The organism is Corynebacterium vitaeruminis DSM 20294 (assembly GCF_000550805.1).
Classification (GTDB): domain Bacteria; phylum Actinomycetota; class Actinomycetes; order Mycobacteriales; family Mycobacteriaceae; genus Corynebacterium; species Corynebacterium vitaeruminis.
Map to the genome: position 1 here is coordinate 2159246 of NZ_CP004353.1, position 21397 is coordinate 2180642.

Genomic DNA, 21397 nt, shown 5'->3' on the forward strand with positions numbered 1-21397 from the left:
CTCCCGGGAATCGGGGGAAGCCAGCCTTCGGCGTCGATAAGCGAAGTGCTAGTCGAGGACCATCTCCGGGACGTGCGACTCCGGCGCCGGGACCGACGGCTGAGTGCGGCGGCAGATCGCGACGTAGATCGCGCCGGTGATGTTGTGGATGACCGCCGCGACAGCGCCCGGCAGCGCCGCCTCGGGGCTGAAGAACTTCGCCGCCATGCCCGACGACAGGCCCGCGGACTGCGTGCCGATCTCGATGGCCATGGTGCGGTTGGCCGCGGTGTTCATGCCGAACATCTTGCCGGTCAGGTAGCCGAAGACGTAGCCCAGGACGTTGTGGGCGATGACGGCGACGAAGACAATGAGGCCGACGCTGGCGAGCATCGCCGCGTTCTTGGCCACCGCGCCGAAGACCACGCCGCCGATGCCGAGGATGGACACCCACGGCAGGATCGGCAGGATCTTGTTGATGAAGCCGTCGGCGACGAAGCGGATGACCAGGCCGCCGACGACCGGCAGCAGGACCGTCTGGCACAGCGACCACGCCATGCCCGCGGCGTTGACGTCGGTGCGCTCGCCAGCCAGCATGAGCATGAGCAGCGGGGTCATGATCGGCGAGACCAGCGTGGACACAGACGTCATGGCGACGGACAGCGCGACGTCGCCGCGGCACAGGTAGGCGATGACGTTCGAGGAGGTTCCGCCGGGGACCGAGCCGAGCATGAGCAGGCCGACCGCGAGCGCCGGGTTCAGCCCGAGCACCTTCGCCACCGCCACCGCGAGCAGCGGCATGATGACGAACTGCGCCACCACGCCGATGAGGATCGGCAGCGGGCGCTTGGCCACCGCCTTGAAATCCGGGATGGTGAGCGTGAGTCCCATGCCGAACATGATGACCATGAGGAAGTAGGTGATGTACTTCGTCAGAGGCATGAACGGAGCGGGCACAAAGAAGGCGAGGATCGATCCAGCAAGGATGAACAAAGGGAAGGCGAGGACGACGACCTTCGCGGAGGCGGTTTCTTCCGCTTCGTGGGAAACGGGGGCGACCTGAGACATGAGGGGGCGCCTTTTCACTACAGATTGGGCGCCTTTTCACTACAAATAATGCTTGGATCCTCCCGTGGCCCCGCGAGGTGTGCGGGGCCCTCACGCGCAAAGGGCGTGCTAGGAGGATAAATCGGCCGCGTCGGGAAAGGTGCCTCCCGCGGGACGACTGATGGTGCCGGTGGGCACACAGCAGATAATGTAACCCACATCACCCTTTCAGGTCACATCATTGCTCCCCCGCACGGGGTTACCGCGCTGGCCGGGGCTAGTGGTCGCGCAGCTTCTCCCGCAGCAGCGCGAAGATCCCGGCGCCGTCGTGGCGGATGCCGTCGTGCTGGAACTGGTTGGTCACGTGCAGCCGGGCGTCGCGGTAGGCGCGCGCCGTGGACAGGCTGCGCTCGAGCGGGACGAAGATGTCGTCGACGTAGACCGCGGCGGCGATCGGCGGCGCGGTGGCAAGCGCGTCGCGGTCGTAGGGCGAGGCGTCCCAGCGGCGCTGCGCGAGCTCGTTCGCCGCGCCCTTGAAGGCGTGCAGCGCGGGGTCCTCGTCGAACTGCCAGGGGAAGATGTGCTCGCCGGTGAGGTAAAACTTGTCCCTGCCGCGCGGGTCGGCGGCTTCTTCGAATCCCTCGATCTCCTCGCGCATCCGGTGCGCGGACCAGTTCGTCGGAGCGCTCGTGGCCACCCCGCCGTAGATAGACTCGTGGATCGCGGCGTACAGCGGCCCCTGCTCGAAGCTTAGGGCCGCGCCCGCGCTGGCCAGGAAGTCGGTCTTGAGCCGCTTCTCGCCCCGGACCGTGCGGAACGGGTCCTCGAGCAGGTAGGCCAGCGTGTGGAAGCCGTTGCCGCGCCCCAGCTCGATGCCGAGCGTACGGAACCTTCGCGAGCTCAGCCGCTCGCCGGTGGGCAAGGTTTCCACAGAGTTGTCCAGGTGGTGCGCTATTTCGCGGGTGCTTTCCGACGCCCAGGGGTACTCGCCGAAAAACCGCTCCTGCCGGGCCTCGAGCTTGGCGAACGTCGCCCGGTAGACCTCGTCGGCGTCGGTGTCGGTGGAGGGCAGGCCGCCGGTGAGGTACGCCTCGTCCACGGAGTCCGGGTGCAGCGAGAGGTAGGAGGTGATGCAGAACCCGCCGAAGCTTTGCCCGTAGAGCGACCACTTCTTGATCCCCAGCGCCTCGCGCAGGGCCTCCGCGTCGGCGACGATGTGCTCTTGGCGCAGCAGGGCGAGGCGCTCGCCGGTGATGAGGGAGTCCTCGCCATGGCCGTCGATACGCGAAGAACGACCCGTTCCGCGCTGATCGAGCAGGATCACCCGGTAGCGCTTGAGCGCCTCGCCGATGAGCCCGCCGCGATCGACCGGGCGGGGCGCCGGGAAGCCGGGGCCACCCTGGAAGTAGACGAGGACGGGGAAGCCCTCGCCGCCGTCGGGGACGAGCTCGCGGGCGAACAGGCTAAAGGTCCCTTTTGATTCATCGCCCCCATCCCAGGGGCGTTCGAGTTGGTGGTCCCGGATTGTGAGCCCGAAGTGTCGTGAGCTGGCGGTTTTCAATGTCATGCCCCAATTCTAATAAGCGTCTCAGGTCTCAAGGGGCAACTCCTGCTAGGAAGGATCGACTTTCACTAGGGTGGGAGGAAGCCCCTCTTTCGGGCCCCGCTCCCCTACCCATAAGGAGTAATTATGCCGAGACTCATCCTGTCGGGATTAAGCAAGCGCTTCGGCGACGTGCAGGCCCTCGACGGCGTCTCCCTGGAGGTCGCGCCCGGCGAGATCTACGGTTTCGTCGGCTCCAACGGCGCCGGCAAGTCCACCGCCATGCGCATCGCGCTGGGGGTGCTTTCCGCGGACGCCGGCACGGTCTTCATCGACGACCAGGAGATGGACGCCACCCAGCGCCGCAGAATCGGCTACATGCCCGAGGAGCGCGGCCTGTACGCCAAGGAGAAGCTGGTCGACCAGCTCGCCTTCTTCGGCTCCCTCCACGGGATCGACAAGGCAGCCTCGCGGGAGAAGGCGATGAGCCTGCTCGAGCAGCTGGGCCTCGCCGAGCGCGCGGGCGACAAGCTCGAAACGCTCTCGCTGGGCAACCAGCAGCGCGTGCAGCTGGCGGCCTCGCTCATCCACGACCCGGACGTGCTCGTCCTCGACGAGCCGTTCTCCGGCCTCGACCCCGTCGCGGTGGACGTGATGAGCGAGCTGCTCGTCGAGCGCGCCGCCAAGGGCGTGGCGGTGCTGTTCTCCTCGCACCAGCTAGGCCTGGTCCAGAAGCTGTGCGACCGGATCGGGATCATCACCAAGGGGAAGATGCGGGCCCAGGGCCCCGTCGACGAGCTGCGCTCGCGCGGGCCGGTGGTCTACGAGGTGGCAACGCCCGCCGACCCCGCTCTGTGGGCCCCGGCCGGGGCCGTCGTCACCCCGCGCCCGACGGGCGTGCTGGTGGAGCTGCCCGGCGACCTCGCCGAGGCCGTGTCCGACCAGGATCTGCTCACCGCGGCGCTGGCCCACGGCCCCGTTCATTCCTTCGGCCGCTACGTCCCCGACCTCACCGAGCTGTTTAAGGAAGTGGTCTCGCAATGAGCTCCAAGAACTCGTCCCAGGGCTCCTACTCGTCCGGGCAGACGATCGTCACCGTCGCCGCCCGCGAGATCCAGGTCGTCTCCCGCATCAAGGCCGTGCGCATCTCCATCGCGCTCATCCTCATCCTCATCATCGGAGGCCTCGCGGCGGCCAACTACTTCGCTGGCAAGGACTCCGGCGACGGCAAGGCCAGCATGGCGCTGGTCGGGGTGTCCGCCGCATCGTTGCCGTTGGACTCCTTCGACGTCAGCGAGCTTTCCGACGCCCAAGGCGCCGAAGCCGCGGTCCGAAACGGGACCGACTACGCGCTCGTCTACGACGGCAGCTACCGCCTCCTCCACGACGGCGCGGTCGACCCCGCGGTCGAGGCCCAGGTCCGGCAGGCCGTGAGGATCAAGGCCATGAACGACGGGTTGGCCTCGCTCGGCGTCGACCCGCAGCAGTTCGCCGAGGCCACCGCCGCGCCGGCAGTGGAGGCGGTGGACCTGAGCGCCGACACCGGCCCGGCCAAGGACGACAGCTACTACGCCCGGCTGACCACCACCCTCGTGGGCATCGGCGCGCTCATGTACCTGGTGATCCTCTTCGCCGCCAACGTCGGCGGGCGCGTCTGCGAGGAGAAGTCCAGCCGCGTCATCGAGATCATCCTGGCCACGGTGAAACCGCTCGACTTCCTCGCCGGGAAGATCATCGGCAACCTCATCTTCGGCACGATCGCCAGCCTCGTCATCGTCGGGGTGGGGCTGGCTGGCCTCAAGGCGACCAACCTAGGCGACGGGGTCACCGTCGACTACTCGGTCTTCCCGCTGCTTGTGGTCATGTTCGTCCTCGGCATGCTCTTCTTCTCGAGCCTGTACGCGGCGGCGGGATCGCTGGTGTCTCGCACCGAGGACCTGCAGGCCTCGCAGATGCCCGTCATGCTCTTGATCTTCCTCACCATCTACGCCCCGACCTTCGGCATGAACGCACTCGGCTCGACGGCGATGAAGATCTTTACCTGGATCCCGCCCACCTCCATGACGGTGGCGCCCCTGCAGTACGCGGCGGGCAACATCTCCGTGGCCCAGCTGCTCGGGGCGTGGGCGATTTTCATCGCCTTCACGGTCTTGATGATGATGGTCGTGGCCCGCATCTACCGCAACGCCATCCTCCACAACGGCACCCGGATGAGCTGGATCAAGGCGCTGCGCGGCTAGCCGGCAGACGGGCGGGATTAGGATTGGGGGTATGACTGATCCGAACTTCCACCCCGAAACCGTCGAGCAGTTCCGCGAGGCCCACGAGGCGGTGCTGGCCCGCATGGCCGACGCCGCCCGCCGCGCCGGCCGCTCGCCCGAGGAGGTTCGCCTCATCGCGGTGAGCAAGACCAACCCGATCGAGCGGGTGCGCCTGGCCGTCGAGGCCGGGATGACGCTGCTCGGCGAGAACCGCCCGCAGGAGCTGGCGGAGAAGGCGGAGGCGATCCCCGGGGTGACCTGGTGCGCCATCGGTCACCTCCAGCGCAACAAGGCCCGCGAGGTCGCCCGCTACGCGCACGAGTTCCACGCGCTCGACTCGCTGCGGCTGGCCCAGGCGCTGCAGTCCCGGCTCGAGACCGAGGACCGCACCCTCGACGTCTTCATCCAGGTCAACGCCTCCCACGAGGGGCAGAAGTCTGGGTTCGGCGCGGCCGACGTGGCCCCCTTCCTCGAGGACCTAGCAGGGCTAGACCGCCTCCGCCTGCGGGGGCTTATGACCATGGCCGCCTTCGACGCCCCGGAGCAGGTCATCCGCGGCAGCTTCGCCGAGCTGCGCGAGCTGCGCGACCGGCTGCAGGGTTCGCTTCCCGACGGCATGACGTGCCAAGAGCTGTCGATGGGCATGACCGGCGACTTCGAGTGGGCCATCGAGGAGGGCGCGACCAGCGTCCGCGTCGGCACCGCCATCTTCGGCCACCGTGCCAACTCCGCCTACCTGAAGTAGCCGCATGCTGGGAATCCTCCAGGGCTTCGCCATCATCTTCTTCGTTATCTTCGCTGGCTACATGCTGGCGCGGAAGCGGATCATCACCGGCGACGAGCAGCGCCTCGTGCTCAACCGCGTCGCCTTCTTCGCCGCGACCCCGGCGCTGATGTTCACCGTCGTGGGCAAGTCCCACCCGGACGAGCTCTTCTCGCCGGTCATCGCCGTCTCCACGCTCGCGGCGCTGGCCACCGCGGGCATCTTCGCTGCCGTGGCCGCGCGGTTTTTCCGCATGGACCGGGCGAGCACGACGATGGCGGCCGCGGCCTCCTCGTACGTGAACTCCAACAACATCGGCCTGCCGGTGGGCATGTACGTGCTCTCCAACGCCGCCTACGTCGCTCCCCTCCTAGTGGTGCAGATGGTGTTTTTCACCCCGCTGATCCTGGCGCTCATCACCGACTCGACGGCGGAGGGCTCTACCACCCGCAAGGTCGTGGGCGCGGTGCGCTCGGCGCTGCTTAGCCCCATCGTCATCGGTGCCGCGCTCGGGCTGGTCGCGAGCCTCACGCGCTCCTACGACCGGCTGCCGGAGATCCTTACCGAGCCGTTGACGATCCTGGGTGGGGCGTCGATCCCGATGATCCTCGTCAGCTTTGGCGCCTCGCTGCACAAGGCCACCGTGCTGCACAACGCCACCTTCCGCGCTGCCTCGCTCACCGCGACGGCGCTCAAGGTCGCAGGCATGCCGCTGGTCGCCTTCCTCATCGGCGCGGCGCTGGGCCTGCGCGGCGACGACCTGTACGCGGCCGTCATCTTGGCCGCGCTTCCCACCGCCCAGAACGTGTACAACTACGCGGCCACCTACCGCAGGGGCGAGATCGTCGCCCGCGACACGATCCTGTTGTCGACCTTCCTCGCGCTGCCCGCGATGTTGGTCATCGCCTTGTTCTTCGGCCGCTGAGCTTAGTTTTGTCCTTAAAACTACCTCAATCGGGGCTAAAGAGGCCCCAATCTCGGCGCCGCGGCTTCCGCGGCGCCTAAACGGGGGCATCTTCCGGTAGTTTCGATGGCATGAGCCTCCCGATTCTTACCCTCGACCTCGGCACCTCCGGTGCCAAAGCAGCGCTCGTCGACGTCCACGGGATCGTCATCGCCACCAGTTCGCACAACTACGCGACCACGTCCCTCCCCGGCGGAGGCTCGGAGCAAAGCCCCCAGGATTGGATCGACTCCGCCCGCGAGTGCATCCTCGACCTGCTCGCCCACTCGGCGAACTTCGCCGCCGTGACACTGACCGGCCAGATGCAGGACCTCATCTGCGTCGACGCCCGCGGGGAGGCCATCGGCTTCGCCGTGCTCTACAGCGACACCCGCGCGACCGCGGAGGCCACCCAGCTCCAGCAGGAGCTTCCCGAGTGGAACGAGATCACCGGCAACGAGCAGACTGCCACCTCGATCCCCGCGATGTGGGCCCGCGCCGTCGCCGCCGACGCCACGCTGGCGGCCAAGACCCACCACCTGCTCTTCTCCCCCTCCGGCTACGTCGTCTCCCAGCTGGGGCTCGGCTACTTCTGCGACGAGACCACCGCGTCGACGACGGGGCTCTTCGACCTCTCCCGGCGCGACTGGAGCAGGCGGATAAGCGCGGCCGCCCGCATCAACGCTGCGGCGCTGCCCACCATCTCCTCAGGGCTCGTGGGGCTGGCGCCCGCCAACAACCACCTCGGCATCCCCGCCGAGACTCCCATCGTGCTCGCCCCCGGCGATGCGGCGAGCACCACCTGCGGGCTGGTCGGGCTCGCCCCCGGCGAGGACTACGTCTCCTTCGGCACCTCCGGCTGGCACGCGCAGGTCGTCGAGACGCAGCAGGCACCGAGCGCCATCCACCAGCTCGCGCTCCCAGGATCGGGCATCTTAAGGATCGCTGCGATCTTGAGCGTCGGCGGCACCGCCGACTGGGCGCGCGAGCGCTTCCTGCCCGGGGTGAGCAACACCACCTCCGACGGCATGCTCATGCGCACCCCGCGCGTGCCCACCGGCATGCTCTCGCTGCCGAGCCTGCGCGGCGAGCGCTTCCCCGTGCGCAGCGACCACCTGGGCGCGGCCATCGTCGACATCCCCGCCGACGCCGAGAACCTCTCCCTCTACGCCGCCGTGCTCGAGGGCGTGTGCTTCGGCTTCTCCCACGACATCACCGGCACCGATCCCCTGCCCGCCACCGGCGGCGGCTCGCGCTCGCTGCCGTGGATGCGCATGCTCGCCGACATCACCGGCCGCACCGTGCGGGTGACCCCGTCCAACGACGCCTCGCTGCGCGGCGCCGCCATCTTCGCCGCCCACGTCCTGAGCCTCGGCGTCATCGAGCCCCTGTCGAGCCACGCCATCGTCGACATCGAGCCCGACCCGGACGCCCAACCCGCCTACCAGGCGCTGCGCGCCCGCCACCGCCAGCTCTACGACGCGCTCAACGGGCTGGCGCGCGCCTAGGCGATGGCACACATAAGAAAAACATGAGACACTGGGGTCAATAACAACTGAAAGAGGCCACGCCTCCCGACGAAAGGATTCCCCATGGGCATCATGGACAAGGCCAAGGAAATGCTGAACAACGAGGAGACCACCGACAAGCTCCTGGACAAGGCCGAGGAGCTGGCCAAGTCCAAGCTCGGCGAGGACAAGGCAGAGCAGATCCACCAGGCCCGCGAGGCCGCAGACGGCAAGCTGGGCACCGAGTAGCCGTAGGCGTCGACAAGCGAAAGCGCCGGCCGGAAACGAATCCGACCGGCGCCTTTACTATTTCTCGTCCGTGCTGAGCGCCGCGACGAACGCCTCCTGCGGCACGGAGACCGAGCCGAGGGACTTCATGCGCTTCTTGCCTTCCTTCTGCTTCTCCAGCAGCTTGCGCTTGCGCGAGATGTCGCCGCCGTAGCACTTGGCCAGGACGTCCTTGCGCATCGCGCGGATGTTCTCACGGGCGATGACCTTCGAGCCGATGGCGGCCTGAATCGGCACCTCGAACTGCTGGCGAGGGATGAGCTCTTTGAGCTTCTTGGTCATCTTGTTGCCGTACCAGTTGGCAGAGTCGCGGTGGACGATCGCGGAGAAGGCATCGACCGGCTCACCGTTGAGCAGGATGTCCACCTTGACCAGGTCGGCCTCCTGCTCGCCCGCCTCCTCGTAGTTGAGCGAGGCGTAGCCCTTCGTGCGGGACTTCAGCTGGTCGAAGAAGTCGAAGATGATCTCGCCCAGCGGCATGGTGTAGCGCAGCTCGACGCGATCCTCGGAGAGGTAGTCCATGCCGCCCATCTGGCCGCGCTTGGACTGGCACAGCTCCATGGTGGTGCCCACGAAGTCGCTGGGGACGATGATCGTGGTCTTGACCACCGGCTCCCACACCTCGCGCAGCTTGCCGCCCGGCCAGTCCGAGGGGTTGTGCACCTGGTGCGGGGTTCCGTCCTCGGCGACCACGCGGTAGTTCACGCTCGGGGCGGTGGAGATGAGGTCGAGGTCGAACTCGCGCTCCAGGCGGTCGCGGGTGATCTCCATGTGGAGCAGCCCCAGGAAGCCGCAGCGGAAGCCGAAGCCGAGCGCCACGGAGGTCTCCGGCTCGAAGGTGAGCGAGGCGTCGTTGAGCTGGAGCTTCTCCAGCGCGTCGCGCAGGTCGGGAAAGTCGGCCTGGGAGATCGGGAACAACCCCGAGTAGACCATGGGCTTGGGCTCCTCGTAGCCCTGCAGCGGCTCGGTCGCGCCGTTTTGCGCCCAGGTGACGGTGTCGCCGACCTTGGACTGGCGCACGTCCTTCACGCCCGTGATGAGGTAGCCCACCTCGCCGGGGCCGAGCCCCTCGCACTTCTTCGGGGTCGGCGAGACGATGCCGATCTCGAGCAGCTCGTGGATGGCGCCGGTGGACATCATCTTGATCTTCTGGCGCGGGGTGAGCTTGCCGTCGATCATGCGGATGTAGGTGACCACGCCGCGGTAGGTGTCGTAGACGGAGTCGAAGATCATCGCGCGGGCCGGCGCGTCGATGTCATGCTCGGTGACCGGCGGCGGGACGAGCTCGGCGACCTTGTCTAGGAGCGCCTCCACGCCCTCGCCGGTCTTGCCGGACACGCGCAGGACGTCCTCCGGCTCGCAGCCGATGATGTTGGCGATCTCGAGGGAGTACTTCTCCGGGTCCGCGGCCGGCAGGTCGATCTTGTTGAGGACCGGGATGATCTCCAGGTCGTTTTCCATGGCCAGGTAGAGGTTGGCCAGGGTTTGCGCTTCGATGCCTTGGGCGGCGTCGACAAGCAAGATGGCACCCTCGCACGCCTCGAGCGCGCGGGAGACCTCGTAGGTGAAGTCGACGTGGCCGGGGGTGTCGATCATCTGCATGACGATCTTCTGCCCCTCGAACGGGCCCGAGCGCGGGACCCACGGCAGGCGGACGTTCTGCGCCTTGATGGTGATGCCGCGCTCGCGCTCGATGTCCATGTTGTCCAAGTACTGATCGCGCATGTCGCGCTCGTCGACGACCTTGGACAGCTGCAGGATGCGGTCCGCCAGGGTGGACTTGCCGTGGTCGATGTGGGCGATGATGCAGAAGTTACGGATCTGGGTGGTGTCCGTGAAGGTCGTCTCCGCGAAGTTCTTGGGGGCCATGCTCGCCATGAAAGTTCCTCAACACGCCTTTCTATTAGGAGTCCGTCTCACAGTACCGCATTCAGGCAGGAAACGGCACATGGCTCCGACGAAACCGTTGGCGCTGCTCAGCTAGCGGTCGAGGCCCCGATGAGATCTTGGCCCAGGTACTCGTCCGGGGAGGTGACGCCTGGCAACGCGAAGAAGTAGCCGCCGCCGTACGGGCGGATGTAGTCGGCGAGCGGTTCCCCCTCCAGCCGCTTCTGCACGGTGATGAACTGCCGCTCCACATCCTGCTGGAAGCAGACGAAAACGAGGCCCAGGTCTAAGGTGCCGTTTGCACGCACCCCGTTGTCGTAGTTGTAGGCGCGGCGGAGCATGAGCTGGTCGGCGGTCTCATCGGTGCGCGGGTTTGCGAGTCTGATGTGCGCGTCCGTGGGAATAACGTCGCCAGAGGCGTCATCGGAGTAGTCCGGCGCGGTCGACTCATCACCGCCGGACAGCGGGCCGCCCGTTGCTCGGTCGCGCCCAAAGATTTGCTCCTGCTCCGCGACCGAGATGCGGTCCCAGAACTCCGTGAACATCGAGATAAGCCGCACGACCATGTAGCTTCCGCCACGCGCCCAGTCCGGCTCGTCATCGCCGACCCACACCAGCCCGTCGTAGTCGCTGTCTGCGGGGTTGACGATGCCGTCCTTGAACCCCAGGTGGTTGCGCTGGGTGCCGCTGGGACGCGGGTCGTTTTGATAGCCGCTCTGGCGCCAACGGACCGAGACGAGTCCGCGCGAATTGCGGAGGATGTCGCGCAGCGCATGCAGGGTGGTATCCCGCTGGTCGGCGCAGATTTGCAGCAGGACATCGCCGTGGCACTGCTCAGGTTCGAGCGAGTCGTCGGCAAAGGGTTCCATCGCGTGGAGGCGTGCAGGCTTCGCTGCGGCCAGCCCGAAGCGATGATCGAAGACGCTCGCGCCGAGCGCGACGGTGATGCTGAGGTTGTCCGCGCTCGGCTCCGGCCCCAGCTCACCCGAGTCGTTGGCGGGAAAGGCGATCCCGTCGACTGCCGTCGGGCCGCCAGCACAAAGCAGCCGTGCGCGATCGGTGACGGCTCGCAGGAACTTCTCCAGCTGGTCTATCCCCGCGCCTTGCAGGTCGAGAGCGCAGTGCACGCTGTGCTTTTGCGGCGGCGTGACGATGCCCTGCTGGTGCTCGCCTTCGAAGGGCGCAACGCTTGTCGACGACCCGGCCGCCGCATCGGTTGCAGTACCAGTGGCGATCGCGGTGGTCCTTCCCGCCGCGCCCTTGACGCTGGCGGCGGCCGTCGCCGTCGCAGCGAGGGCGCCGAGGAACGTCCGGCGTGAATACTTGGCGTGCGCCATCGTTACATTCTCCTGATAACCGTCATCGTCGCCACCACGGCTAGCTCTTGGTTGAGCTCGGCGATCTGGCTCGATACCTTTTCTCGGTCGACTTGGTCCCACTGCGCAAACGCAACCCTCCCGCCGTAGGTCGAGTCCATGTCTCGTGCGGTTGCGCGAACGAGGTCCATTTGCGCACGGATGGCGGCGGTGTCGAGCCCACGCGCGGAGACCACCGGGTCGGTCTCGTCCAGCATCTGTTGTTCCGAATCAACGTCCGCAATGATCGCGGTCGGAAGGCTATGAGAGCCGAAGTCCCGCAGGTCCTGCAGGTCGAAGCGCTCGAGCTCCTCGATAACCTCGTGGGTGCGCAAGCCGTAGTCGGCCGAGGGCAGCGCGAAGCTGCCGCTTTCTAACGTGTCCGCAATTTCGTGCACCCCCGCGTTGAGGGTTTCGGCGTGCGTGGCGATCTCGGTCATCGGCTCGTCGTTCCACAGCCCCCACTCGACGCGGTGGTATCCCTCGACTTCGGGCGCGTCCTGCCCCGGAACCGTGCTACCGAAGTCGGCCAGGAAGGTGCCTGGCCACGAACCATTTGAGTCGTCGAAGGCGCGGTACGCGCCGTAGGCAGCAAGCCATGCCTGCCGTGCCTGCACGCGATCACCGCTGCGCACAGCGGAGAGCAGGGCGTCGTCAAGCGTTACCCACCGCGGCATCACCTGCCTTTGTTTGGCCGCGTGCGCGACGGAGGCGCTTGCCACCTCAGATTCGGTGACCGGCTTGATCGTAGGGGCATCGGCGACGCTCGAGCCGCTGACCTGGAAGGTCCCTCCGGCGATCGAGGAGGTGTTGCGGAACACGCACACGAGGTGGAAGGACCCGTCCTGCAGCTTCGGCGACCACGCCCGCCGGGCGGAGGAGCCGACCCGCTCGATGACCTGGTAGGCGTTGCCTTGGTCGTCGGCGACGTAGACCGCGACCACCGTGCCGCTGGTGTTGGCGACGGTCCACCGCGCCTGCGATCCGGTGACGTCAGCGGGCGTGGGGCAGGAATAGGTGTCGCGAACGGCGACGACCTCGCCGTCGTCTGTGGTGCCGCTTTCCGATCCTGCCTCCTGCGGCGCCGACGCACAACCACTGAGCACGAGGGCGAAGGCTGCGAGGAGGGGAAGAAGGCGGTGCATGGAGGGTTTTCTACCTAGGCTGAAAGGAGGGACAAGAAGGGCGGGGGCTACTTGGCGGAGCTGCTCTTCCTCCGGCTTGCCAACCACGCGATGACCCCGAGAACCACCACGACGCCGATGCCGACGCCTGCCCACAGACCCTTGCTGGAGGAGCCGGAGGTTTCAGCCTGGCTGCTCGCGCTGAGCATGACCTGCGGGGAGGTCCCCTGTTCCGTCACGGTGGGGTCGTTCATGCCGTCGGCGACGCTCTTTAGTCCCGTCGTCGCGCGGGAGGAATCATCGACCTTCTTGACTTCCTCGTAGGAGGAAGCAACCGTTCCGTCGGTCTCGTTGAGGAACACCTTCGGTGCGGTAGCGCCCGCCGCGAAATCGAACATGTTGTTGAGGACCCCGGCGCGGTCGTCGAAGGAGTTGCCGCCGAGGCGGCCCAGGTTCCAGTTGTCCTGGATGAACTTGGTGATGGAGGTCTGCTCCGTGTAGGTGCTGTCGACGTAGTTGACCTTGGAGTACGGCGAGATCACCAGGAGCGGCTGGCGGGTGCCCGGGCCGCACTGGCCGTTTGAGCCGCCCGCGACCCCCACGCTCTGCGCCGCCGAGGTGCAGATTTCCGCGTCGACCGGCGAGCCGGTCTCCTCATCGATCGTGGTGTCGTTGGATCCGTTGAGGATCTTCGGCGCTTGGTGGTCGTACCATCCGTCGGAGTCGTCGTAGGCGATGATAACGGCGGTGGAGTCCCACTCCTTCGAGTTCTGAAGCTCGTTGATGTAGTGGGTCATGAAGGCCTGCTCGTCATAGGGGTTCGAATAGCCGGCGTGGCCGTCCTGGTAATTGGCAGCCTTGAGGAAGCTCACCGCGGGGAGGTTTCCATTCTTCAGGGCGGTATCGAAGTCCGAGAGGTCGTACTGGTGGTTCGCCTGATCCGTCTGGCCGATCATAGAGTCGCTGCTCGGCGCGAGATGGTGCGGGTTGGCTGTAGAAGCGTAATACTGGAACGGCTCGTGGTGCGGGTTGTAATCGGCCTGGGTCTGCCCGGTGAGCGTCTTGTGCGCCGAGCCGCAGCGCGCGCGGGAGGAGTCGGTGGCCTGCTCCGTCGGTCGGAATCCGCCCTGGAACCATCCCCAGGTCACACCGTTTTCGTTCATCTGGTCGCCGATGTTCTTGTCGCTCAGCGCCGCCACCTTGTTGGTGGACGCGGACGAAGCGTTGGAGCAGTCGTCGTAGAGCGGATCGGGGTCACCGACCACGGTGGCGGTCTTCCCGTCGGCAGGCACCCCCGCGAGGGCGGATGACTTCCCCGGCTCAATAGTCGCTTGCTCGCCGGTGGCCGGATCGTGCATGGTGGCGTTGGCGACGGTTCCGGCGACGAGGTTGAGCGCGCCGGGGGTGGATGGCCCGAAGATCGTCGAGAAGCTGTTGTCGTTCATCGAGAAGTTCTGCGAGTAGTTCCACATCCCCGTCACGGTGTTTCCGTCGTAGTAGCCCATCGTCAGCCCCGGTGCCGCAAAGTAGCCGTTGGAAGACTTGTCCACGTCGGTGGACACGGTCTCGGGGAACTTGTCCATCGCGCCGTTGTTGGCGGCCTCCTGCTCGGCGGAGTACTCGTGGTTCTGGTCCGTGGTGGCGGCCTGGCCCGGGGTGAGGCGGAAGGGCTTGACCGAGTTCGGGTTCGCGTCTCCGAGCAGGTTGGCGGTTTCCAGGTTATTCACCTTCGGGGTGTCGGCCTTCGCGGTGAAACTCGGCGCGGGGGCGTTGCTTCCCTGCATGGTCTCTCCCGCAGTGTTGGCCGCGTTGGGGTAGGTGGCGAAGTAGTGGTCGAAGGAGATGTTCTCCGAGTAGATGACGACCACGTGCTTGATAGGTGTTGCGGTGGAATCCTCGGCCGAGGCAGCACCGGCTCCGGCGAGCATCGACGCCGCGCAGGTGGCGGCCGCCGCGCACAGCGAGAGTCCCTTACGGGAGGGGGAATGGGAGGACATGACTGTCTGGCACCTTTTCTCTTGGGGGAAGTGGCAAAAGCGTAGGTGGGCTTCGCAGCGGTTTCAGCCAAGGCATCGAGGATCATTCCGGTGTCCAACCGAATGTGGATGCGGAGTCGGCACGCTTTTCGATGAGCATCTAACTCCTCGAGCCGGAATCTCTCAATGTTGTTTTCACACTCCGGGTCCCGTTTCACATGCACACATCACCGCTGGTTAATACATCTTTTTCGATTCATCGCAAACTGCCCTTTTTGCGGAATTCACCAAGATTTCAGCCCGCGATCCCCGCACCGCCACTCGTTCGCCATGCCGCGTTCAATCGTCGTTTACGCAAGGCCCTGGGTACGACTTCTCAGCGGCCTCCCGTCGCCGACTACCGCCCCACGAGAACCATCCGCCGCCCAACCTTGGATGCTTTTGAAACTCGTTTCACAACGCCCCAGCTCCCGGGGCCACCGTGTCCCACGACACTCCGAAAACAAAGGTTCGCCTTAGGTAATATTATCGCGTAGAGTGCAGATAGAATTTGTGAGTATCTTAAGAAACTAGGCACAACGAGGGATCCCGCCGCCACTTGACGCGAAAAACCCCGCGTCACCAGCGGCGGGACCTGGGACGAAGATGAGTCACTGGTAAGTCATCATGGGCAGCACACAACGCGAGCGGATCAACCTGCGCGGGAAGATCGCCAAGCTCGTCACCGACCGGATTAACAAACACAAAAACCCGCTGGACGACGGACTCGCCCACTTGAACGACCGCCTCGGTCTCAAGGAGGCCCACCACCTCGTGCGCACGCGCCTGGATAGCCCCGAGTGCCACGTCGCCCCCTCGGCGGACTGCGCGCGCAGCATCTTCTACGCCCCCGACATGGACGGCCAGGTCGACCCCGGCGAGGTCGTGTGGTTCTGGGCGCCGCCGATGAACGCCGAGTCCACCCCCATGGAGCGCGCGCTCGTGGTCATCGGCCGCCACGGTTCCGACGTCCTGGGGCTCATCACCTCCCCCAACCCCGTGCACAAGAAGGAAGACTCCTGGCTCGACATCGGCGCCGGCCCCTGGGACGAGACAGGCCGCCAGTCCTGGGTGCGGTTGGACAAGGTCATCAAGCTGCCCGAGACCTCCATCCGCCGCCAGGGCGCGGTCATCCCCCAGTCCCGCTTCGAGCGCATCGCCAACCGCCTGCGCGCCGACTACGGCTGGGCCTAGCCCCTCCACCTTCACCTAAGTCCGACGCTGAGCCCCTGCAGACGATGCAGGGGCGTTTTGGTTTCCCCTCGGCGGAGCTGGTAGGGTGTTACCTCGTTGTCAATTCACGTTCACCGGCAACGACGTCTTTTCCCCTCATCGGTCAGGACCTTGGGATCGATAGGAAAGAGACCGACGAGATCGGCTCCTCACACCAGTCATCTCCGGGAAGTCATCGCCTGTGGCATTAGTAAGAGATAAGAGGCATCTGACATGGCAAACATCAAGTCCCAGAAGAAGCGCATTCTGACCAACGAGAAGGCTCGTCTGCGCAACCAGGCCGTCCGCTCCGCAGTCCGCACCGAGATCCGCAAGTTCCGTGCTGCCGTTGCTGCTGGCGACAAGGCCGCTGCTGAGGCTCAGCTCCGCGTTGCTTCCCGCGCGCTGGACAAGTCCGTTTCCAAGGGCGTGTTCCACCGCAACAACGCTGCTAACAAGAAGTCCAACATGGCCCGCGCGCTGAACAAGCTCGCTTAAAGCACTGTTGCTTCGCTCAAGGCGCCCGCCGTTTTTCGGTGGGCGCCTTTTGCTTGTCGACGCCTTCGGCACCGAAGGACGTCGACAAGCTAAGGCAGCATGGCCTCGAACCGCCCCCGATACATCTCGGGCATGCAGCGTGCCTCCACCACCCGTCGCGCGGCCTGCTTGTCGCCGGTGTTGGCGGCGAAGAGGGTGAACATGTCGACGTCGTGGTCGGGGCGGCCGACGAGCTCGATCGGATCGCCCGCGCGGATGACCCCGGGCTTGGCGACGCGGAAGTACGCGCCGCAGTGGCCGTGCCCGATGAAGGCCTTCAGCCACCCGGCCTCGCGCATCCACGCGCCGAACGTGCGGCACGGCTGGCGCGAGGTGGACACCTCCAGCTCGGCGGTGCCCACCCGCACTCGCTGGTTGATGAGCAGCGCCGCTAGGTCGATCCCCTCGGTGGTGAGGTTCTCTCCGAAGCTGCCGGGCGCGAGCTCGCGGCCCAGACGGTCTTGCCAGTAGTCGAGCTGCTCGCGGGAGAACGCGTACACGGCCTTCTGGGCGCCGCCGTGGTGCTTTACATCGCCGACGGTATCGCCCACCACCCCTGAGCCATCGCCGTAGTTGGGGCCCGGAGCGAACACCTCCAGCGAGTCGACCGGGCGCTTATCGATGCCGCTTTGGCGCTGCGAACCACCCGGGTCGAGCTGCGGGCGGCCGAGGTTCGTGGACAGGATGATCGCGTTCATGGGCACCCATTCTAGGCCCCGCTCCCCTGCCGCCTACGACGCAGCCTACACAAACTCCCGCACGCCGCTTAGGACAAGGAGCGTGCCCGCCACGAGGAAGAACACACCCGCGGCCAGGTCGATCCACTGCGACATCGCGAGGAAGCGCGAGCGCAGTCGCTCCGTGCTGATCGACAGCGACAACAGCCCGAAGCCGAAGATGTTGGAGGCCACCATCGCGGCGACGACCTCCACCCCGGTGAGCACGCTCGGCGAGGCCGGCAGCATCGGCGCGATGATCGCCGACAGGTAGATGACGACCTTGGGGTTCGACAGGTTGGTGGCCAGCCCGTGCCGGTAGCAGGTGGCGGGCGTGCCGAGCACGTCGACCGCATCCGCGCCCGCGACCGGCTGGCCCCACTGCGCCCGCGCCGCCTGCAGCATCCGCACGCCCATGTAGAAGATCCACCCGCCGCCTGCGACCTGGATGGCGCCGAGCAGCGCCGGGTAGGCCGTGAGCAGGGCAGCCGCGCCCATCACCGTGAGACTTACCCACACGAACAGCCCCGTCGCGATGCCGAACACGGCGGCGAGCGCGTGCCGCCGCGAGCGGGTCGCAAGCCTCGTCACGAGGAAGATGTCCGGGCCCGGGGTCATCATCCCCAGCAGGTTGATCCCCATGAGCGCCAGCAGCTGGCTAACGCCCACGAAGCGCCTCCAGTCGCGCGGCGAGCTCCTCCTGGCCGAACATGCGCGCGCACTCGATGGCGGTCGGGTGCCCGGCGTCGGGGTCGGCGCCCGCCGCAATCAGCTTGTCGACGACCTCCGGTTCCTTCTTGAAAATCGCGCCGGCAAGCGGCGACTGACCGCGATCGTTGAGGCGATTGACGTCGGCGCCCCGGGCGATGAGCACGTCGAGGGCCGCGACATTGCCCGAGTACGCGGCGAGCATGAGGAAGGTGTTGCCGTCCTGGTTCATGAGGTCGACGTTGACGCCCTGGTCGATGTAGGCGGCCAGCTCCGTCCCGTCGCTCGAGCGGGCGAGGTCGAAGAGCTTGCTGGCCAGCTGAGCTACGTCGTCGGGTGTTGCCATGGTGAATCTCCTTGTTGCTATCGTGCGAGCTCGGCGACGCGGCGTACCGCGTCCTCGATGGCGAACTTGTCGTCGCCGCCGGTCTGACCCTTGACGGCCGCGTCGAGGTCGGCCATGAGGATGACGGCACGGCTGACGGCGTCGCCGTTCCAGCGCCTGGCCACCTTCGCGGCCTTCTCCACCGCGAACGGCGGCATGCCGAGCGGTCCCGCCAGCGCCTGGGCGTTGATGCGGCCGCGGCTGGAATACAGCCGCGCGATGGCCGAGACCTTCATGCTCAGCGCCGCCGACAGCGCGACCGGGCTGATGCCGAGCTGGAGCGCGCGCCTCGTGGAGGCCACTGCGCGTTGGAGCTGCCCGGAGCAGGCGAGGTCGGCGATGTCGAAGCCCGAGACCTCGGCCACGCCGACGTAGTAGCGGCGCACGTCCTCGGCGGTGACGTTGCCGCCGGTGTCGGCGACGAGCTGGGCCACCGCGCTGGCGAGCTCGCGCAGGTCAGAGCCCACGCCCTCGAGCAGCGCGTTGACGACGTCCGGGGTGGGGCGCACGCCGTTGCGCTTGAACTCGGCCATCACCCACTGCGGGCGCTCGCTCGGGCGCATCTTGGGCACCTCGTGGACCTGGCAGAGCTTCTTGAGCTTGTCCACCACGGCCTTGGTGCGCCCGCCGCCCTTGTGGACGATGATCATGTAGATGCCGGGGCCGGGATCCTTGGCTGCGTTGACGACCAGGTCGATCGGTTCCTTGCCCGCGTCCTCGGCGTGGTTGAACACCACGATGCGGTCCTCGCCGAACAGCGAGGGCGAGAGCAGGTCGATGAGCTCAGGGCCCGTGACCTCGCCCGCGCGCAGGGTGCTTACCACGAGGTTCTCGCCCTCGGGGGACTGCTGCCGGATGGCGTCGACAAGGCCGAGGCGCGCGCGTTCGGCGAGGAACTCCTCCTCGCCGAGGATCAGGTGCGTCTGCGCTAGCGGTGAACTCATGTAGTCCATCGTGCCACACGCCGCGCGGGGTCACGCGGCTAGGCCACGGCGAAAACAAGCGCCAGCCCCGCGATGGCGGCGGCCAGCCTGGGGCGGGCGTCGACAAGCAACGCAACCACCCAACAGCTAAGCAAGACCACGAACCCCACGCCGACGGCGTCGTGGGGAACGGGGACGCTCGCCTGGGGCAGGCGCGCACCCCAGCGCGCGACGAGGCCGACGAAGCCGACGAGCGGGCTGGAAAGCCCGATGGCGATCTGTTCGAGGCCGCCGGGCAGGGCCGTGAGCACCAGCCCCACGAGGCCAATGACCGTGATCGGGGCGACGACGGGCGCCACCAGCACGTTCGCCGCAACACCCACGACGGAGACCTTGCCCGCCACCAGCGCGACCAGCGGCATGGTGGATACCTCCGCGGCGATCGCAACGGCCACCGCCTTGGTCAGTACGTCCGGCCAGGAAAGCTCGGCGAGCCCGCGGTGAAAAAACGGGGTCAGCGCGACGATCCCCGCCGTGGCCGCCACCGACAGCGCGAAGCCGAAGCTTGCGGCCAGGTCGCTGTCGTAGAGCACGAGCCCGATGACCGCGAGGCACAGCGCGTGGATCGGTGGGGCCTTCGTCGACGAGGCCATGGCGACGAGGCTGATCGCGCCGGTCGCCGACGCCCGCAGGATAGACGGCTCGAACCCCACGACCGCAACGAAGCCGACAAGCGCCAGACCCGCACCGGCAAGCCGCACCCGCGGCCCCGCGCCCAGGGCTGCGAGCACTACCACCGCGGCCGTGGTGACGATGGCGACGTTGCCGCCCGACACCGCGCTCAAGTGTGCCAGCCCCGTCGCGAGGTAGGCCTCCTTGTCCTGCGCCGACTGACCGCTGGTATCCCCCATCACCATCGCCGGCAAGAGCCCCGCGCCCGGCTGCCCGAGCAGCTCCGCCGCTTTGTCCGTAAACTCCGCCTTCAGCTCCCCCACCCAGCCTGCCCAACCCGCGGCCACGCGGTGCGCGTCGACGTGGTTCGCGACATAGAGCTTGCCGACGACCGAAGGCGCGTCGGCCTCTACTACCCCGCCCGAGACCACGACCTGGTCGCCCACCCGCACGCCCGCCAGGCCGTCGTCGCGGGAGAACACCGGCAGCGTCCCCGGGCTCCCCTCGACGCGGGTCCGCAGCACCCACCCGGAGCCGGTCTTCGTTGGTGGGCCCGCCGCGCGGGCGAGGATCCGGTCGGGCCACCGGATGGCGTCGGCAAGCGCGATGCGACGCTGCGCCACCGCCGTCGCGAGCGCGCCGAGAACCGCCACGAGGACGGCCTGCCCGCGGGCGCGGAAGAGAACGACCGCGGCGACGGCGCAGGTCAGCGCGCCCCACTGCCAGCCCCTGCCCCACACCACCGCCAGCGTCGCCGCCCACACCGCAAGCGCTGCGGGAAGCAGGCGCAGGTCCTTCACACCGTGACCTCCTCTTTGATAGCCGCGAGCTTGGCCGGGCCGATGCCCTGGATGTCGAGCAGCTGCTCGACCGAGCTAAACGAGCCGATCGCTTCCCGGTGCGCCACGATCGCCTCCGCGGTTTTCGGGCCGATCCCCTTGAGCGCCGTAAGCTGCTCGGCGGTGGCCTGGTTGAGGTTGAGCTTGCCCTCGCCGGGCGGGGCCTGGGCCACGGGCTCGCCGGGGAAGGGAACCCGGATCTGCGCGCCGTCGCTGAGCCGCTCAGCCAGGTTCAGCCCGCCCAGCTGGGGCGCGGTGAGGTCGATGCCTTCGCTCGCGGCGAGCAGGGCGTCGGCCACCCGCGCGCCAGGGGTGAGCGTGTGCAGGCCGGGAGTGGGGACATCGCCCACGACCGCCACCACCGGCGAGGCGAGGGTGCTCGGCTCCGCCTGCCCCGCGACGCCGACCTCCGCGGGCGCGACGACTTCTTCTGGACCGCCCGCGAAGAAATAGGCGACCCCCGCCAGGAGCGCGACGAACCCCGCGACCGCCACCTGCGCCCTGCTCAGCCGCAGCCGCGGGCGCTCGAGGCGGACGTGCATGAGGTCCTCCTCGCCCGTCGGCCGGGTAAGCTCCCCGATCCGCCCCGCGACGCCTTCTTTGATGTTTGCTGCGCCTAGTTTCTTGCCCATGTCCGACATGCTAAATCCCTCGCCACTTGTGGCAAGGGATGAAGGCCAAATCCTGTGGAT

Annotated in this window: 20 protein-coding genes; 8 read left to right on the forward strand and 12 right to left on the reverse strand. The window is 67.2% G+C overall.

Features of this window, described 5'->3' with window-relative positions:
- Positions 1 to 48: 48 nt before the first annotated feature.
- Both B843_RS09810 and B843_RS09815 read right to left on the reverse strand, forming a co-directional pair.
- Positions 49 to 1047: a bile acid:sodium symporter family protein gene (locus B843_RS09810; protein ID WP_025253337.1), complete on the reverse strand. Its 999-nt coding sequence runs from the start codon at positions 1045 to 1047 to the stop codon at positions 49 to 51.
- A gap of 256 nt (positions 1048 to 1303) precedes the next feature.
- A complete protein-coding gene (locus B843_RS09815) occupies positions 1304 to 2587 on the reverse strand; it encodes an alpha/beta fold hydrolase (RefSeq protein WP_404825232.1) in 1284 nt (427 codons plus the stop codon).
- A gap of 129 nt (positions 2588 to 2716) precedes the next feature.
- Here B843_RS09815 and B843_RS09820 point away from each other — a divergent pair, with 129 nt between their 5' ends.
- From B843_RS09820 to B843_RS13570, 6 genes are all read left to right on the forward strand, one after another.
- A complete protein-coding gene (locus B843_RS09820; RefSeq protein WP_025253339.1) occupies positions 2717 to 3613 on the forward strand; it encodes an ABC transporter ATP-binding protein in 897 nt (298 codons plus the stop codon).
- Positions 3610 to 4809, forward strand: a complete 1200-nt coding sequence (locus B843_RS09825; RefSeq protein WP_025253340.1) for an ABC transporter permease — start codon at positions 3610 to 3612, stop codon at positions 4807 to 4809. Before B843_RS09820 ends, B843_RS09825 begins: the two co-directional genes overlap by 4 nt.
- Positions 4810 to 4840: 31 nt before the next feature.
- On the forward strand, positions 4841 to 5575 hold the full coding sequence (locus tag B843_RS09830; RefSeq protein WP_025253341.1) for a YggS family pyridoxal phosphate-dependent enzyme: 735 nt from the start codon (positions 4841 to 4843) through the stop codon (positions 5573 to 5575).
- Between the two features lie 4 nt (positions 5576 to 5579).
- On the forward strand, positions 5580 to 6518 hold the full coding sequence (locus B843_RS09835) for an AEC family transporter (protein ID WP_025253342.1): 939 nt from the start codon (positions 5580 to 5582) through the stop codon (positions 6516 to 6518).
- Between the two features lie 110 nt (positions 6519 to 6628).
- Positions 6629 to 8044, forward strand: coding sequence for an FGGY family carbohydrate kinase (locus B843_RS09840; RefSeq protein ID WP_034649524.1), 1416 nt, complete (start codon positions 6629 to 6631; stop codon positions 8042 to 8044).
- An 84-nt stretch (positions 8045 to 8128) separates the two neighbouring features.
- Entirely contained in the window at positions 8129 to 8293 is a 165-nt protein-coding gene (locus tag B843_RS13570) for an antitoxin (RefSeq protein WP_081751561.1), read from the forward strand.
- A gap of 57 nt (positions 8294 to 8350) precedes the next feature.
- On the opposite strand, the gene lepA is transcribed toward B843_RS13570, so the two are convergent.
- From lepA to B843_RS09860, 4 genes are all read right to left on the reverse strand, one after another.
- Complete coding sequence (gene lepA, locus B843_RS09845) at positions 8351 to 10201, reverse strand: translation elongation factor 4 (protein WP_025253344.1); 1851 nt, start codon at positions 10199 to 10201, stop codon at positions 8351 to 8353.
- Positions 10202 to 10308: 107 nt separating this feature from the next.
- Entirely contained in the window at positions 10309 to 11556 is a 1248-nt protein-coding gene (gene efeB, locus B843_RS09850) for an iron uptake transporter deferrochelatase/peroxidase subunit (protein WP_025253345.1), read from the reverse strand.
- Positions 11557 to 11558: 2 nt separating this feature from the next.
- Positions 11559 to 12719 carry an EfeM/EfeO family lipoprotein gene (locus tag B843_RS09855; protein WP_025253346.1) on the reverse strand — a complete coding sequence of 387 codons (1161 nt, stop codon included), beginning with the start codon at positions 12717 to 12719 and terminating at the stop codon, positions 11559 to 11561.
- Between the two features lie 47 nt (positions 12720 to 12766).
- On the reverse strand, positions 12767 to 14695 hold the full coding sequence (locus B843_RS09860; RefSeq protein ID WP_025253347.1) for a phospholipase C: 1929 nt from the start codon (positions 14693 to 14695) through the stop codon (positions 12767 to 12769).
- A gap of 645 nt (positions 14696 to 15340) precedes the next feature.
- Here B843_RS09860 and B843_RS09865 point away from each other — a divergent pair.
- Both B843_RS09865 and rpsT read left to right on the forward strand, forming a co-directional pair.
- Complete coding sequence (locus tag B843_RS09865) at positions 15341 to 15907, forward strand: type II toxin-antitoxin system PemK/MazF family toxin (protein WP_025253348.1); 567 nt, start codon at positions 15341 to 15343, stop codon at positions 15905 to 15907.
- Between the two features lie 252 nt (positions 15908 to 16159).
- A complete protein-coding gene (gene rpsT / locus B843_RS09870; RefSeq protein WP_025253349.1) occupies positions 16160 to 16423 on the forward strand; it encodes a 30S ribosomal protein S20 in 264 nt (87 codons plus the stop codon).
- An 89-nt stretch (positions 16424 to 16512) separates the two neighbouring features.
- On the opposite strand, the gene B843_RS09875 is transcribed toward rpsT, so the two are convergent.
- From B843_RS09875 to B843_RS09900, 6 genes are read right to left on the reverse strand one after another with little or no spacing between them, the layout of a single operon-like run.
- The gene (locus tag B843_RS09875; RefSeq protein WP_025253350.1) at positions 16513 to 17160 is read right to left on the reverse strand and encodes an MOSC domain-containing protein; all 648 of its coding nucleotides are present in this window, start codon (positions 17158 to 17160) and stop codon (positions 16513 to 16515) included.
- Between the two features lie 45 nt (positions 17161 to 17205).
- Positions 17206 to 17847 carry a LysE family translocator gene (locus B843_RS09880; protein WP_025253351.1) on the reverse strand — a complete coding sequence of 214 codons (642 nt, stop codon included), beginning with the start codon at positions 17845 to 17847 and terminating at the stop codon, positions 17206 to 17208.
- The gene (locus tag B843_RS09885; RefSeq protein WP_025253352.1) at positions 17837 to 18232 is read right to left on the reverse strand and encodes an ankyrin repeat domain-containing protein; all 396 of its coding nucleotides are present in this window, start codon (positions 18230 to 18232) and stop codon (positions 17837 to 17839) included. Before B843_RS09885 ends, B843_RS09880 begins: the two co-directional genes overlap by 11 nt.
- Positions 18233 to 18249: 17 nt before the next feature.
- Positions 18250 to 19215 (reverse strand): DNA polymerase III subunit delta, encoded by a 966-nt coding sequence (holA, locus tag B843_RS09890; protein ID WP_025253353.1) that lies wholly within the window; start codon positions 19213 to 19215, stop codon positions 18250 to 18252.
- Positions 19216 to 19253: 38 nt separating this feature from the next.
- On the reverse strand, positions 19254 to 20666 hold the full coding sequence (locus B843_RS09895; RefSeq protein ID WP_025253354.1) for a ComEC/Rec2 family competence protein: 1413 nt from the start codon (positions 20664 to 20666) through the stop codon (positions 19254 to 19256).
- Positions 20663 to 21337, reverse strand: a complete 675-nt coding sequence (locus tag B843_RS09900) for a ComEA family DNA-binding protein (protein ID WP_081751651.1) — start codon at positions 21335 to 21337, stop codon at positions 20663 to 20665. Before B843_RS09900 ends, B843_RS09895 begins: the two co-directional genes overlap by 4 nt.
- Between the last annotated feature and the right edge of the window lie 60 nt (positions 21338 to 21397).

Excerpts from the sequence above, each read along its gene's own strand:
- B843_RS09860 (WP_025253347.1), bottom strand. The coding sequence starts at position 14,695 with ATGTCCTCCCATTCCCCCTCCCGTAAGGGACTCTCGCTGTGCGCGGCG.
- B843_RS09810 (WP_025253337.1), bottom strand. The coding sequence starts at position 1,047 with ATGTCTCAGGTCGCCCCCGTTTCCCACGAAGCGGAAGAAACCGCCTCC.
- B843_RS09855 (WP_025253346.1), bottom strand. The coding sequence starts at position 12,719 with ATGCACCGCCTTCTTCCCCTCCTCGCAGCCTTCGCCCTCGTGCTCAGT.
- B843_RS09825 (WP_025253340.1), top strand. The coding sequence starts at position 3,610 with ATGAGCTCCAAGAACTCGTCCCAGGGCTCCTACTCGTCCGGGCAGACG.
- lepA (WP_025253344.1), bottom strand. The coding sequence starts at position 10,201 with ATGGCCCCCAAGAACTTCGCGGAGACGACCTTCACGGACACCACCCAG.
- B843_RS09840 (WP_034649524.1), top strand. The coding sequence starts at position 6,629 with ATGAGCCTCCCGATTCTTACCCTCGACCTCGGCACCTCCGGTGCCAAA.
- B843_RS09900 (WP_081751651.1), bottom strand. The coding sequence starts at position 21,337 with ATGGGCAAGAAACTAGGCGCAGCAAACATCAAAGAAGGCGTCGCGGGG.
- B843_RS09875 (WP_025253350.1), bottom strand. The coding sequence starts at position 17,160 with ATGAACGCGATCATCCTGTCCACGAACCTCGGCCGCCCGCAGCTCGAC.
- B843_RS09885 (WP_025253352.1), bottom strand. The coding sequence starts at position 18,232 with ATGGCAACACCCGACGACGTAGCTCAGCTGGCCAGCAAGCTCTTCGAC.
- B843_RS09865 (WP_025253348.1), top strand. The coding sequence starts at position 15,341 with ATGGGCAGCACACAACGCGAGCGGATCAACCTGCGCGGGAAGATCGCC.
- efeB (WP_025253345.1), bottom strand. The coding sequence starts at position 11,556 with ATGGCGCACGCCAAGTATTCACGCCGGACGTTCCTCGGCGCCCTCGCT.
- B843_RS13570 (WP_081751561.1), top strand. The coding sequence starts at position 8,129 with ATGGGCATCATGGACAAGGCCAAGGAAATGCTGAACAACGAGGAGACC.
- holA (WP_025253353.1), bottom strand. The coding sequence starts at position 19,215 with ATGAGTTCACCGCTAGCGCAGACGCACCTGATCCTCGGCGAGGAGGAG.
- B843_RS09830 (WP_025253341.1), top strand. The coding sequence starts at position 4,841 with ATGACTGATCCGAACTTCCACCCCGAAACCGTCGAGCAGTTCCGCGAG.
- B843_RS09835 (WP_025253342.1), top strand. The coding sequence starts at position 5,580 with ATGCTGGGAATCCTCCAGGGCTTCGCCATCATCTTCTTCGTTATCTTC.
- B843_RS09820 (WP_025253339.1), top strand. The coding sequence starts at position 2,717 with ATGCCGAGACTCATCCTGTCGGGATTAAGCAAGCGCTTCGGCGACGTG.
- rpsT (WP_025253349.1), top strand. The coding sequence starts at position 16,160 with ATGGCAAACATCAAGTCCCAGAAGAAGCGCATTCTGACCAACGAGAAG.